Origin of the sequence: Achromobacter sp. UBA4530 (assembly GCF_002388205.1) — a bacterium.
In the GTDB taxonomy this organism is placed as follows: domain Bacteria; phylum Pseudomonadota; class Gammaproteobacteria; order Burkholderiales; family Burkholderiaceae_B; genus Achromobacter; species Achromobacter animicus.
On record NZ_DGMA01000002.1, the window covers coordinates 196,743 to 209,854 of the forward strand.

Annotated in this window: 11 protein-coding genes and 2 tRNA genes; 3 read left to right on the forward strand and 10 right to left on the reverse strand. The window is 63.6% G+C overall.

The window, feature by feature from the left end; all coding sequences use genetic code 11:
- Positions 1-11: 11 nt before the first annotated feature.
- Complete coding sequence (locus B2W22_RS01485; RefSeq protein ID WP_286935990.1) at positions 12-3,173, reverse strand: virulence factor SrfB; 3,162 nt, start codon at positions 3,171-3,173, stop codon at positions 12-14.
- A gap of 18 nt (positions 3,174-3,191) precedes the next feature.
- A complete protein-coding gene (locus B2W22_RS01490) occupies positions 3,192-4,586 on the reverse strand; it encodes an SrfA family protein (RefSeq protein ID WP_175123090.1) in 1,395 nt (464 codons plus the stop codon).
- A 128-nt stretch (positions 4,587-4,714) separates the two neighbouring features.
- Between B2W22_RS01490 and B2W22_RS01495 the strand changes: the two genes are divergently transcribed.
- Positions 4,715-4,972: a hypothetical protein gene (locus B2W22_RS01495; RefSeq protein ID WP_175123091.1), complete on the forward strand. Its 258-nt coding sequence runs from the start codon at positions 4,715-4,717 to the stop codon at positions 4,970-4,972.
- Positions 4,973-5,062: 90 nt separating this feature from the next.
- Here B2W22_RS01495 and B2W22_RS01500 read toward each other — a convergent pair whose 3' ends face one another.
- The 7 genes from B2W22_RS01500 to B2W22_RS01530 all read right to left on the reverse strand — a co-directional run bounded on the left by B2W22_RS01500 (position 5,063) and on the right by B2W22_RS01530 (position 11,332).
- Entirely contained in the window at positions 5,063-5,809 is a 747-nt protein-coding gene (locus B2W22_RS01500) for a YrbL family protein (protein WP_254594159.1), read from the reverse strand.
- Positions 5,810-6,242: 433 nt separating this feature from the next.
- Positions 6,243-6,327, reverse strand: a tRNA-Leu gene (locus B2W22_RS01505).
- Positions 6,328-6,454: 127 nt separating this feature from the next.
- Positions 6,455-7,843: a 2-oxoadipate dioxygenase/decarboxylase HglS gene (gene hglS, locus B2W22_RS01510; protein ID WP_175123092.1), complete on the reverse strand. Its 1,389-nt coding sequence runs from the start codon at positions 7,841-7,843 to the stop codon at positions 6,455-6,457.
- An 81-nt stretch (positions 7,844-7,924) separates the two neighbouring features.
- Positions 7,925-8,866, reverse strand: a complete 942-nt coding sequence (locus tag B2W22_RS01515; protein ID WP_175123093.1) for a LysR substrate-binding domain-containing protein — start codon at positions 8,864-8,866, stop codon at positions 7,925-7,927.
- Between the two features lie 77 nt (positions 8,867-8,943).
- Positions 8,944-9,426: a preprotein translocase subunit SecG gene (gene secG, locus B2W22_RS01520; RefSeq protein WP_286935991.1), complete on the reverse strand. Its 483-nt coding sequence runs from the start codon at positions 9,424-9,426 to the stop codon at positions 8,944-8,946.
- A 21-nt stretch (positions 9,427-9,447) separates the two neighbouring features.
- Complete coding sequence (gene tpiA / locus B2W22_RS01525; protein ID WP_056321524.1) at positions 9,448-10,194, reverse strand: triose-phosphate isomerase; 747 nt, start codon at positions 10,192-10,194, stop codon at positions 9,448-9,450.
- A 160-nt stretch (positions 10,195-10,354) separates the two neighbouring features.
- Entirely contained in the window at positions 10,355-11,332 is a 978-nt protein-coding gene (locus B2W22_RS01530; protein WP_175123095.1) for an NAD(P)H-quinone oxidoreductase, read from the reverse strand.
- A 155-nt stretch (positions 11,333-11,487) separates the two neighbouring features.
- On the opposite strand from B2W22_RS01530, the gene B2W22_RS01535 reads away from it, so the two are divergent.
- Both B2W22_RS01535 and B2W22_RS01540 read left to right on the forward strand, forming a co-directional pair.
- A tRNA-Ser gene (locus B2W22_RS01535) sits at positions 11,488-11,575 on the forward strand.
- Between the two features lie 164 nt (positions 11,576-11,739).
- Positions 11,740-12,177 carry a universal stress protein gene (locus tag B2W22_RS01540; RefSeq protein ID WP_286935993.1) on the forward strand — a complete coding sequence of 146 codons (438 nt, stop codon included), beginning with the start codon at positions 11,740-11,742 and terminating at the stop codon, positions 12,175-12,177.
- A 1-nt stretch (position 12,178) separates the two neighbouring features.
- Here the strand turns inward: B2W22_RS01540 and B2W22_RS01545 are convergent, their stop codons facing one another.
- Positions 12,179-13,099: a hydroxymethylglutaryl-CoA lyase gene (locus tag B2W22_RS01545; protein WP_286935994.1), complete on the reverse strand. Its 921-nt coding sequence runs from the start codon at positions 13,097-13,099 to the stop codon at positions 12,179-12,181.
- Positions 13,100-13,112: the final 13 nt, after the last annotated feature.

The following is a 13,112-nucleotide window of genomic DNA, read 5'->3' on the forward strand; positions in this document are numbered from 1 at the left end:
TCAATCCTGAATCAACCTTTCACGCTACCGCTATCCAGCCAGTAGAAATTCGCCTTCCCGATCCGGAGCTGCGTGTTCAGTTGCAGCCTCACCTCCGGCTTGCCTCGCGCGTCGTCCGTCAGGGGTGCGGTCTTGGCGACCAGCAGCCGATCGCTGATCAAGCCCGCCTTGCGCTCCTGCTCGGTGGGCTTGGCGACCTTGAAATACACGCGGCCCGAGGCATGGGTCCTGTTCGGATTGGCTTCCTGCATGCGCTTGTATTCCTGCTCCCACTCCCGGTCGAAGCCCAGGACATACATGGGCGTCGCCGGCCAACGTTCCGCCTTGAGCTGCCGGTAGCCCAGCCGCGCAGTGTTTTCCATCTTGAACGGAATGACGTCGCCGTCCGGCCCCAGGGGCAACTCGATGCTCTGGTCCATGGACGTCTTGCCGTCATCGGACTGCCGCGTATGGATGTCGGCAAACAGCACGTTGCCGTGCTTGAGCATGTTGTCGTTGCCGATCTCGCCGAAATGGCGGATCAGGGGTTTCGGTCGTAGCGTGCCGGTATTGATCTTGAAGGTCGGAATGCGATTGTTCTCGCACAGCCAGATCACCATGGCGCCTACCGATGCCGTGGTCTTGGGATCGTCGATGCGTCCGGCCTTGCGGAACGGGAACCAGTCGCCAGTGCGGTAGTTGTGCATGGAAACCAGCCGCCCCGGCGGCAACGGCACGGCCTTGCGGATCACGGCCTGCACGCCCGGCAGGACAGACGGCCTGCCGGTCAGCAACAACACGTCGCACTCGAAGTAATTGACGATCTCGCAAAGGTTCCGCAAGGTATTGCAGATATCGAGGTTGTCGGTCAGGAAGTCAAAGTGCATCTTGAGCGGGTCGCACGTCAGGACCACCGCGTCCAGGTCAAACTCGACCGGCTGCCCGGCGGCTTCATTGAGCGCCTTGCCCACGAATCCTCGCACCGCACTGCTAAGCGGCTGCTTATCGTGCAGCCAATCGCCAATGGTCTGTTCCTTGCGCTCGGCCGGCTTCTCCGGGTCATAGCCTTCGTACTCCTTGAGCAGTACGAGCGCCAAGGGATAGAGGCACTGCAACGTGAGCTGCTGGCGCAGAAGGCGCTGGCGCTCGTCGTCGCCCGTGCTTCCGCACAGGATGTCCATGAGGCTCGCCGTTTCCCGGGCGCCCGCCTCCTTGAGCGCGGTTTCCAGCTGGGGAAGCACGTACTTGCGGATGACCTCCAGGACGATGTCGTCTCCCGCCACCTTGAAACCATCGCGAAAGCGCTGCGTGGGGGTGATCGGGACGAAGCTGTTGGCCGATTGCCGCGCGCCGCGGTCCAGCTTGTAGTCGGTGATGACAAGGTCGGTCGTGCCGCCGCCGATATCCAGGGAGGCCACGGTGATGCATTCACGATCCGGCTTCTCGCGCCGCGCGATCGCATCGAAGAACTCCTCGGCATAGCCGTTGAAGTTGGTGACGACCTCCGTGTACAGGTAAACCAATTGACCGCAGGTCGCTTCGTCCCATTTGATGACGATCTTGGGCAAGGGAATGACGAACAGGTCGTGCTTCTCATCCTCGCTGTCCTCGACGGGGTCGCCATCGCCGGTGTGCCAGCCCATGCTCTTCCAGAGCAAGCTGAGTGCGCGTTGCGCGTGCTGCTTGAAGATGCCACGCTCCACCTGCGGCATGCTGGGGGGGACGGTCAGGATGATGGCACGCAGGAAGCGAGGCAGGGTCCGATCTTTCTTGCGCGAACGATACAACCAGCTATTGATCTGCGACACCGCCTGCGCGAACACTTCGTTCAACATGAAGCCCATCAACGCACTGCGCGTGTAGTGGGCCTCAAACGCGGGAAAGCCTGAAGTTTCCTCGCCTTCGTAAAGCGGGCACGGTCCATACAAAGGAATGCCCTTCTCGTCGATCAGGTTCTTCAAAGGCCCGAGCGTCGCCCATTCAGGCGCTTCGCCCTTGATCGTTGAAGCATTGGGCCGCCAGCCAGTCTCGTAGGCATCCTCGGCATCCCAGAGGTAACGCTTGGGGCTGGACAGTCCGGTGGACCCTTCCGTGCCTTCCTTGCGCGCGGCCAGGTTCGTCGCTTCGGTGCCGACCCGCGCCATCGAGACCCAGACAAACGCGTCGTCGCGTCCGCCTTGCAGAGAAAGGTCATCCTTGCCGAAGCTGACCGGTGCGAACTCAACGCGCGACTCGAACGGATGATGGTAGACATGCTCCGGCCGTGTCATGTCGCGCAAGGTCAGGAAGCTGTAGTCGTTCAAGCCGTTGTCGTTCTGCTTGTGTTCCTCGATCAGGATGCCGCAGGTGCGCGAATTGCCCACGTCCAGCACCAGGTCGACCGGCACGCTTCCCCCTCGAATCACCTTGCGGCCATTGCTACCGGGCGCAACCATGTTCAGCACCTTGATGCGCGGCAACTTGATCTTGACCTTGTCCTTCAGCTCCTTGTTGGAGCGTGTGGTGGGCGCGCCCTCGCGCATCAGGCTGAGCAGGTTCAAGTAGTGGGCAATGTGCTCTTTCTTTGCGAGCGCCTTTTCAATTTCCCGGTTTTCGAGGTCGTCCCGGCGCTCGCGGAAGATACTTTCAAGCCACTTGACGACCCATTCCTGTTCGTCAAGGAACCACTGCATTTCGTGGAGGTTGAAGGCAAGACGAAACAAGGCGCCCGTCTCCATGTCTTCGTCGTAGGGCTCGATGTAATCGCGGGCGTCGTCGCGCGCACGCGTGCGAGTGTCGAACGCCAGGGTTAGACGGTGCGTATTGCCATTGGCGTCAGCTTCAGCGAGCTTGACGAAGCGCAGGCGCGCCCAGTTCTTCGGACCCCGATCGAATTGGCTGTCTGATTTGTAGCGAAAGAAAGGAGCAGGCAACCAGTAGCCGTCAAACAACTCCAGGCTTTCCTGTAGCGGCAGGGAAAAGGCGGCCCTCGTCTCGAAGAAGTTGCCCGGCCTGTCTTCGTAGCCTGGCTTGCCGTCGTCAGGCACATACAGCCTGATCGGCATCCTGCCAGATGGATGCATGCAGAACTCACCCTCCGGCTCTCGTTTGAGATCAGGCAGGGCGCACGCCAGGTCGAGGAACTGGACGCCCGTATTTCCGAAAAGCTCAACGTTATCTTTGTCGGCGTCGTAGGTATCAACTGGGGGCAACATGGCAGGTTCTCTCAACGATTAGGGTTGGGCGCGACGCATGGAGATGGGGAATCGAGTGTCCCCATAATGGCCGGCGCACGACGCGATACTTGTCGCGCCGGGCTGGCACTGGATCTGGGGCATTTCGTAGGTGCCTCCATCGCTACACTGTGCCTCGACGCTGTTGTTGATCATCAACGAGCCCTTGCTCATGGCGGCACTGACAGGCGCGGAGCACTGCACGCCGTTGTGACGATTGAGGGTGACGTTCCCTTCCCCGTTCTTGAACTGGTAGAGCAGACGCAGGGGCTGGCCGGTATCGCGGTCTTGAATTCCCGCGCCGGCGCGCCAGTTACCGTTGAGGAAGTCGGCATTGCCCTCGCCCGCGTCAACCGGAATCTGCAGGGCGTCCTTGTTTTCTGCCGGCGACGGCGGCACGACATCGCGCTGGCCGGAGGAATTGTCCGAGGCGCCCGGCGCGGAAGAATTGGCGTCATTCGCGGCCAAAGGCGGCGTCGCAGGCGCGACTTGGTCTGCTCCGGCAAGGGCAGATGCAGATTCAGCGGGAGTATTCAGGCCGGGAACAGGCAGTTTCTCGCCCGACACAGCGCTGCCCGAAGTGGCGGGCAAGCCACTGCTTGCACCATTGCCATTCGCTGCGGGCGCGGTCCAATGTGTGACACCAGGCGGCTTAGGCAGCTCCGGAAGGGTTTGTGACCCCCCAACGTCGCGCGGCGCCGTGTCGACCGGCAAGGATGAGCTCGGCGCGAGACCCGGCATGCACGCACGCAAACCAAACAACAAAGCCAACAATGCAAGAAGCAAGAGCGGCCATATCCACCACCGCTTCCACCAAGGTGAGGACGCGCCAACCTGAGGCAGCCCCGGCGAGGACAAGGAGGGACGGGTTGCAGTTTCCAGGAGTGGCGCCTGCGGGACCGATTCCGCGAAAGCGGATGGCCGCAAGGCGTGAAGAGGATCGAGGGATCGATCCGCACCGCTGTGCACGAAGCCCCAGAACGTGATGACGGGCTGGCCGTCCACGAGGAACACAAAGCTGTTATCCGGGTGGTGCAGGATCCATTTCAGCAGTTGACCCAGCAAGGCAGCATCGTTGCTGCTCCCCTTCGCTTGCACGGTTTCCCGCAACTGCGCCACGCCAGCCCGTACCGATTCGAGCCTTGCCAATGCGCTCGACTGCTCTGTTTTGGTCGCCGCGTTCCAGGCGATCACGGCTCCCGGATTAGGCGCGTACCAATCAATGCGAGTGCCATTTTCGCTAGGCTGCGGCACGGCGAAATTGGCGAGCAGATCGGGACGCTTGCCTTTCAACACAGTCAGGATTTGGCTGGCGACAAGGTGAATGGCCTGTCCGCGTTCGCCCAACACATCAAACTGGTCAATATTTTCGCTACGTAATTTAACGCCTAGCATATTTTGTTACTTGTCTGCTTTATATCGCCCACAATCTGGACGAACAGCCCCCAATCTCCGTCACGCGGGCATGGACGACCCCGTGTTTTAATTCGGGACAGTTTGAAATTATAAGGATAAGACTAACAATGCGTCACAAAAATTTTCTTCAATGTATTTTTATGTTTCTGACGCTTGCGATGTTAACAAGCTGTTCGCGGCAATCTGAGTTTGATCGCAACTTCGAAAAGAACTGTGTTGCGGCGAGTAGCGGAAACTCCGGCTATTGCACCTGTGCGCTACAAGTCATCAAGCGCAACATCAAGGCGGAGGCGCTGCCGGCGCTATCAGGAAGTGATATCCAGAAACTCGCGCCCGAAATTCTTACTTCCTGCCCTGTTGAATAGGCAGCGAAGAATTTCAAGTCGTTAGAGACAAAAGCGGCGGACACCTGCCCCCAAGGACAGGCGTCAAATCTGGGCTAACGAGGTAAACGCCTAGCGCCGGCGTTCGCTAGCGGCCAGGAGCTTCTTGGTCATCGTGTCGTAACGGCGCAGAATGCGCCGGCCGTTCAGCGACTTGCTCCACGAATAGACGGGAATGAGCTGCTTGGAGCCGTACCCGTCCACCAGATAAAGGCCTTCGCGCCCTTCGGCATTGAAACCCACGACGATGTTGCTGGCGCTGACATCGTTGAACACCACATGCGCGTCGATCAGCGCCATGATGAATTCGTGCACGCGATAGCGCAGTTCCGGCGAGAACCCGTGCCGCGCCACGACTTCCTTCAGCGTGGGCGCCAGGTTGCCATGCGCATCGACGATGCGCTCGACCACCTGGCCCAAGCCCTTCGAGGTCAACACCAAACCGAAGATGCGCGCCATCAGCACATTGCCTCCCCGCGCGCCTTGCTGGGCCGTGGTGGCGATGTATTCAACGGCTTCCATGATGAACACGCGATGCGAGGCATCACGCCGGAAACGCTTGTACCAGGGACGTTTGCGGTCGGCCTGGCTGCGGCGCACGCCATTGACGATCTTGATCAGCAACGAGTTGTCGGCCGGATGCAGATACACGTCCCGCTCGCTGCCCGCCGCGGCGATGTTCAGCGGCTTCAAATCCAGGATTTCGAACGGACTGGCCGATTCCGACGGGGCGAGCGCCCGCCGCGGAATGACTTGCAGGCCCTTCCAGGGTGTCGTCTTCAGATTGGCGGTCTTTTGCCGGACCGACACGTTCAGCACGGACGCGGCCTCGGCAAATGCCGGGAAGCCCCGGCATGAGGATGCGGTCGGTCATGCCGATGTCGGCTCGGGGATTCGAAGGTGCAGGAAAGCATTGAAGAATTTTGCGCAATCTCGGGGCACGAGCGACAGATTGCAATGTTGGCTTGATAGTTGGCTTGCGACATGTTAGTCGCGAGGCGGCGACGGCACAAGCGCAGCGGCGATACGCGACCGGATGGGGTTTCCCCTGAGATCGCGCGGTTCACGGGGGATCCGAGGCCCATCTGTCCTTTGTTCCGGTATCTGGAAATCTGTTTTCCAGCGGATCCGGGCGAATAGCCACAGTTGGCTTGCGGACCCACCATGGAAGGGACCGTCCACCGAAGGGACCGACAAACAAAAAACCCGCATCCTCCAAAAGAGAAATGCGGGTTCATTGCGAGGAATTTCTTGGTGCCGACGGCGAGACTCGAACTCGCACAGCTTTCGCCACTACCCCCTCAAGATAGCGTGTCTACCAATTTCACCACGTCGGCTTGACCAACCCAACAAGGCGAACCCTGCTGGAAAGTCGAGCATTCTATCACGTAATTTGGAAAGCGGGAAAGCCGTCCCGCTTTATCTGCAAGGCGGCGGGTTGCGGCCCATTCAGCCCGGACATCTTCAGGCCGCCACCGCCTCCACGCCCAGCGCCTGCAGGCACGCCGCGAGCGATCGCGCCTGCGTGGCGTCGTACAGCGCCAGTTCGTCCATCACTGGCGCGCCAAGCGCCGCTTCAAACGCGGCCTGGCTGGCGTTTTGCGCGTACTCGGCCTGCGCCTTGTCGCCCAGGTTCGACTGAAAGATGCCGGCTGCGCTGACCGGCAGGAAGTCTTCGTACACCAGCGGTTCAAACTGGACGTAGCCCGCATCGATCAGGGCGGACAGATCCGAGGTTTCCGGCGTGCCCGGCTTGCCGGTCAGGAAATAGCGGAAGTACGCCAGCCCCTGGTCGTGCAGCGCCGCGTAATCGTCCGGAAACGCCGCAAAGCAATCCTGCAGGTTCTGCATGTAAGCCGCCGCATTGCCCTCGTTGGGCGCGCCGCTGATGCGGCTGCGGGCCAGGTCCAGCAGTTGGTCGTACAGCGCGCGGCCCTTGCGGGTCAGCGCCACACCGCGCTGCTCGATCTCGCCGAAGCGGGCGGTGTGGCTGCCCACCGCGCTGGAGCCATCCGCGCCGGCGAAGCGCACCGGTTCCTCCAGCGCCTTGAAGCTGGTCTGGCGCAGCAGGATCGGGCACTTTCGCGGCGGCGGGCCTTCGATGACGGCCTTGGCCGACACGCCGCGGCGCGGCATCTCGGCCTGCGCTTCGTCGATGTCCAGCGTGCGCGGGGTCAGGTGGTTGATGTGCGGCCCCTTGAATGCCACCACGTCGGCGATCAGGCGATGCTGGCCATGCAATTCGCGGTAGTCGGCCAGGCTGACCGTGGACTCGCTGTGCCAGCGGAAAGTGTGCAGCGCCTCGGCCACGAATTCCCGGGCGTCGGCCTCATTCAGGCCGCCTTGCGCCTCACAGCTGGCGGTCAGCGCCAGAACGCGGTCCGTGAAGATCTGCCGGGCGGCCAGGATGCGGGCGGCCTTTTCGCGCAGGGCCACGTCGTCGATCAGCTCCAGGCGCAGCAGCGAGGTGAAGACGCGGAACGGGCTGGCCTGCAGGGCCGCTTCATGCGTGGCGCGGAAAGCCGTCGAATGCACCGGCACGCCGGCGGGCGACAGGTCGTAGTAGCCGACGGGCAGCATGCCCATCACGGCAAACACGCGGCGCATGTTGGCCAGTTCTTCCGGCGTACCGACGCGGATGGCGCCATGGCGCTCGATGTCCAGGCGCTCGATCTCGCCGGTGCGCGCCAGATGCGCGGCCAGTTCCGGCTGCTCGTCCATCGTCCGGGCGTTCACCTGCGCCACCAGGTCCAGCAGCGTGTCGTACAGCGGGACTTCCTGCTTGTACATGTCGGACATGGCGCGCGAAAACCAGGCGCGGATCTGATCGGGATTGACGTAGTTCTGACTCATGACGGGCTCGGCACATCGGTGGAAAAGGATGGCCCGCATGTAATCACGCCGCCCCGCGCCGATCAAATGAAAAAATTCGGCCTAATCAGTCCGTTTTTTCATGGACCGGGCGCGCGGCGCGCCCCGGCCGTCCGGCTGGCGGGCTTCGTCCCGCACCCATGCCACGAACTGCTTGATCTTCGGCACCTCGGCCGAGTGCTCGGAATACGCCACGAAGTACGCGCCATCGCTGGGCTGCACGTAATCCCAGGGAACGACCAGCTTGCCGGCCTGCAATTCTTCTTCGGCCAGAAGGCGCGGCGTGAGCGCGATGCCGCAACCCCCCTCGGCCGCGCGCACGCACATGTAGAAGGTGTCAAAGCGCGGTCCGAGATAGCTGCGGTCGGACTGGAATTGCTGATGGGAAAAGTAGTCGTGCCAGGCCTCCGGGCGGGAGGCGCACTGGATCAGCGTCTGCCGGCTCAGGTCGGCAAGGCTGGCCAGCTTGCCGCCGTGCAGGATGGCGGGCGAGCACACCGGCACGACGTCAGCCTCGAAGAGTTCCACGCACTGCGCGCCGGGCAGCGCGCCATGGCCGAAGAAAAGCGATATGTCGATCTTGGCCTGCATCAGATCGAACGGATGGGTTTCGCTGCGCACCTTCAACTGGATTTCCGGATGCGCAGCCATGAAGCGCTGCAGCCGCGGGATCAGCCAGCGAGACCCGAAGGTGGGCTGGGTGCCGATGGTGAGCACCTGAGTCTCGCTGCCATAGGTCAGAATGTCGCGCGAAGCCACGTCGATCTGATTCAGAATTGCCCTGACCTCGGACTGGTACAGCGCGCCCGCGGGCGTCAGTTGCAGCCGGCGGCGCACGCGCAGGAACAGCGGGTTGCGCAGCAGGGCCTCCAGTTGCGCGATCTGCTTGCTGATCGCGCTCTGCGTCATGTGCAGTTCCTCGGCCGCGCGCGTGAAGCTCATGTGCCGCGCCACCGCCTCGAAACACTGCAGCGCCATCATCGACGGCATCAATCGCTTTTCCATGGCTTTTCCAGGCAGGTCGCTTCAATGCGGCAAGCATAAAAAAAGCCGGCTTACGCCGGCCTTTCTGCTGCTGTGCCTTACTTTGCCGGGGCGGCGGGCGCGGCCGCCGGCTTGTCGCCAGCCGGGGCGGCCGGGGCAGCCGGAGCCGTCGGCACGGAGGTGTCGGGCTGGGCGGGCGCCGGCGTGGCGGGCACGGACGATGCACCCGGGACGGACGAGGCGCCCGGCGTGGACGGCACCGAGGAACCCGGCGCTTGCGGGACCGAACGGTCGGCCGGGAAGCTTTGCATCACGCCGGAATCCACGGCGGGGCCAGCGGTGCCCTTGTGGCTGAAGTAGGCCAGACCAGCGGTGGAGGCAAAGAACACGACCGCGGCCCACTTGGTGGCGCGCGACAGGAAGTTGGCCGCACCGGTGGCGCCGAACAGGCTGCCCGACGAGCCGCTACCGAAAGCGGAGCCCATGTCGGCGCCTTTGCCCTGCTGAAGCAGGACCAGGACGATGATAGCCAGCGCCGAGATCACTTGGACGGCCAGCAGAATTTTGAGCATCAGGGGCATTACAGACTCCGGAACGGAAACTTAGATGGCGGCAATTCGCAAAAACTCTTCGGCCACGAGCGACGCGCCGCCGACCAGGGCTCCGTCGATATCAGTCATGGCGAACAAACTGGAGGCGTTGGCGGCTTTGACGCTGCCGCCGTACAGCACCTGAACTTGCGCGGCGCCGAGCGCGCGCAGGGCGGCGCGGATGGCGCCGTGGACTTCCTGGGCTTGCTCCGGCGAGGCGGTGCGGCCCGTGCCGATGGCCCAGACGGGCTCATAGGCGAGAACCATGCGGGAAACCGCATCGGCGCCCAACGCCAGCACGGGCTTGAGCTGCCGTTCGATCACGGCCAGCGTGTTGCCGGCTTCGCGGTCGGCCAGGGATTCCCCGACGCAGACCACGGGGGTCAGGCCGGCGGCCAGCGCGGCCTGGGCCTTGGCGGCCACGATCTCGTCGGTTTCGCCGTGCAGGACGCGGCGCTCGGAGTGGCCGGCCAGCGCCCAGCGGCAACCGAATTCCTTCAGCATCGAACCGGAAACTTCACCCGTGTACGCGCCCTTGTCGTGCGCGCTGACGTCTTGCGCGCCCCAGGACACGCTGCTGCCGGTCAGGGCCGATGCAGCCTGCGCCAGGTAGGGAAACGGAACACAGATGCCGATTTCGCAGTGGCCCGCCGCATCCGCGGCACGAAGCTCGGTCAGCAACGCGGCGTTCTCGGCAAGGTTGCCGTGCATCTTCCAGTTGCCCAGCACGAGGCGGGCGCGGTTTTCGACTGAAGTCATGGCGAATTTGTCTGACGATTGGGAGTGAGGGGGTGAGCCTGCAGGTCCTGATACAGGGGACTTGTGCAGCAACCGCCCACGGGCCTGCCTGGAAAAAATTCCAGGCGAAACCCGAGATTGTATCCTGTTGCGCGGCGATACGCCGAACGCCGCGCGTTTCTTACATGGTCAGGATGATTTTGCCGATGTTTTCCCCGCCTTCCATCATGGCGTGCGCCTTGGAGGCCTCGGCCAGCGGGAACGTGGCGTGGACGATGGGCTTGATGGCCCCTTTTTCCAGCAGCGGCCAGGCCTGCTCGCGCAGAGCGCGGGCGATGGCGCCCTTGAAGGCGACCGGACGGGGCCGCAGGGTGGAACCGGTGATGGTCAGGCGACGGCGCATGACCTGGGCGGTATCCACATTGGCGTGCGAGCCGCCAAGCTGCGCGATGATGACGATACGGCCGTCATCGGCCAGGCACTGCATGTCCCGGGCGATGTAATCGCCGGCCACCATGTCCAGGATCACGTCGACGCCGCGTCCGCCGGTGGCGTCCAGCACTTCCTTCACGAAGTCCTGCGTCTTGTAGTTGATGCCCTTGTCGGCGCCCAGCGCCTCGACGGCACGGGCGCGATCGTCGCTACCGACCGTCGCGTAGACCTTGTGACCCATCGCACGGGCCAACTGGATGGCCGTGGTGCCGATGCCGCTGGCGCCGCCATGGACCAGCAGCGCCTCGCCTTCGGACAGGCGGCCGCGGTCGAACACGTTGCTCCACACGGTGAAATAGGTTTCCGGCAGGCCGGCGGCCTCGATGTCGGACAGGCCTTTGGGAATCGGCAGGCATTGCGCCACAGGCGCGACGCAGTATTCGGCATAGCCGCCGCCCGCGACCAGGGCGCAGACCTTGTCGCCCACGGCAAAGCCGCTGCCGGCCACGTCGCCGCCGACGATTTCACCGGCCACTTCCAAACCCGGCAGGTCGGACGCGCCGCGCGGCGGGGCGTAGTTGCCCTTGCGCTGGAACACGTCGGGGCGGTTGATGCCCGCAGCGGTCACTTTGATCAGAACTTCGCCGGCGCCGGCCTCGGGCGTGGGGCGCTCCACGGGGACGAGGACTTCGGGGCCACCGGGGCGGGTGATTTCAACAGCGTGCATCGCGTGCCTCCTTTGCAGCAAATGGATTATTATTGCGCCCTTTGCGGCATATCGTGATTCCGTTCGGGCAGAATGTTTGCCTGGCGGCCGCAATAGACTGGCGGCACTGCGGGCAATCCGGCAGGCAAAATCGCCGGCAGTACTGGCAACACCCCGGAAGCGTGGCAGAGTGGTCGATTGCACCGGTCTTGAAAACCGGCAACGGGCAACCGTTCGTGAGTTCGAATCTCACCGCTTCCGCCAGATTCAGAGGCAACCGTCCCAAATGGGCCGTCCTCCACGCACGGGCCGTCCTCCACGGGCCGTCCTCCACGGGCCGTCCTCCACGGGCCGTCCCAAACGGGCCGACCCAAACGGGCCGACCCCAACGGGCGTACCATGGACGCAGATTCCCTCTGGAGGTTGCCATGTACAAGCACATACTCATCCCCATCGACGGATCCAGCCTGGCCAATTCCGGCCTGGAACAAGCCCTTGCGCTTGCGCGTGCGTTGGACGCCAGCGTCACGGTCCTGACCGTATACAGCCCGTTCGAGATGCCCTCCATGGAATCCGTGCAGCTTGAAGGCATGCGCGGCATCTACGAAAACCAGGCGCGCGAGCTGGCCAGCTCGTATCTGTCCGAAGCCGCCGGCAAGGCCAGCACCGCCAGCGTGGCCTGCGTCACGGAAATGCGCGAGAGCGACTCGCCTTATCAGGTGATCGTCGACGTGGCCATGACGCGCAACTGCGACCTGATTGCCATGTCTTCGCACGGCCGTGGGGGCATGGCCGCGCTGCTGCTGGGCAGCCAGACGCAGAAGGTGCTGGCGCACACCACCCTGCCCGTCCTGGTGTATCGCTGACCTAAGCGGTGGCCGCGTAGGTGCCGGGAATGCCGGCGGCGGCCACGCCGCTGCGCAGGCTTTCCTGCGGCAATGATTCTGCCAGCAGGGGCCGCGCCGCCAGCAAGCGGGTCAGGTCAACGCCCGTGCGGTACCCCATGCTTTCCAGCATGAACACCAGATCTTCGGTGACGATGTTGCCCGACGCCCCCGGCGCAAACGGGCAACCGCCCAGCCCGCCCAGGCAGGAATCGAAGGCGCGGATGCCTTCGTCCAACCCGGCCAGCGCATTCGCCAGGCCCAACCCCATCGTGTCGTGCAGATGCAGCTTGGTCAGCCGCGCGCCCACGGCGTCTTGCGCGGCACGCACCGCCTCGCGCACGCGCCCGGGGTGCGCATAGCCCACGGTATCGGCCAGCGCGATTTCATCGGCGCCCACGCGCGCCACCGCGGCCGCGACCTCGGCCACCCGCCGCACCGGCACCTCGCCTTCCATCGAACACCCGAACGCGGTGGCGACGGCGGCGTCGATACGCATCGGCCGCGCCTGCGAACGCACCCAGTCGACGATGGCGGCCAGCATGTCGACCTGCGCGTCGGTGCCCTTGCCCACATTGGCGCGGCTGTGCGTGTCGCTGACCGACACGGGAAACGCCAGCACGTGCGCACCGGCCTCGTAGGCGGCGATGGCGCCCTTCAGATTGCACGCCAGCGCGCACACGGTCAGCCCGTCGATCTTCAGCACTTCGGGCAGGATGTCGCCCGTGTCCGCCATCTGCGGCACGAGTCGCGGCGACACGAAACTGCCCACTTCGATCTCGCGCAGCCCGGCATCGGCCAGTTGCCGGATCCAGCGCAGCTTGTCGGCGCCCGGCATCATGCCCTTGGCCATCTGCAACCCGTCGCGCGGCCCGACCTCGCAAAGCCTGACTTCCTGGTTCATGTGCGTTCCCGTG

What these genes read in the sequence shown, in the direction of transcription:
- B2W22_RS01485 (WP_286935990.1), bottom strand. Translation starts at nt 3,173, where the DNA reads ATGTTGCCCCCAGTTGATACCTACGACGCCGACAAAGATAACGTTGAG.
- B2W22_RS01490 (WP_175123090.1), bottom strand. Translation starts at nt 4,586, where the DNA reads ATGCTAGGCGTTAAATTACGTAGCGAAAATATTGACCAGTTTGATGTG.
- B2W22_RS01495 (WP_175123091.1), top strand. Translation starts at nt 4,715, where the DNA reads ATGCGTCACAAAAATTTTCTTCAATGTATTTTTATGTTTCTGACGCTT.
- hglS (WP_175123092.1), bottom strand. Translation starts at nt 7,843, where the DNA reads ATGAGTCAGAACTACGTCAATCCCGATCAGATCCGCGCCTGGTTTTCG.
- B2W22_RS01515 (WP_175123093.1), bottom strand. Translation starts at nt 8,866, where the DNA reads ATGGAAAAGCGATTGATGCCGTCGATGATGGCGCTGCAGTGTTTCGAG.
- secG (WP_286935991.1), bottom strand. Translation starts at nt 9,426, where the DNA reads ATGCCCCTGATGCTCAAAATTCTGCTGGCCGTCCAAGTGATCTCGGCG.
- tpiA (WP_056321524.1), bottom strand. Translation starts at nt 10,194, where the DNA reads ATGACTTCAGTCGAAAACCGCGCCCGCCTCGTGCTGGGCAACTGGAAG.
- B2W22_RS01530 (WP_175123095.1), bottom strand. Translation starts at nt 11,332, where the DNA reads ATGCACGCTGTTGAAATCACCCGCCCCGGTGGCCCCGAAGTCCTCGTC.
- B2W22_RS01540 (WP_286935993.1), top strand. Translation starts at nt 11,740, where the DNA reads ATGTACAAGCACATACTCATCCCCATCGACGGATCCAGCCTGGCCAAT.
- B2W22_RS01545 (WP_286935994.1), bottom strand. Translation starts at nt 13,099, where the DNA reads ATGAACCAGGAAGTCAGGCTTTGCGAGGTCGGGCCGCGCGACGGGTTG.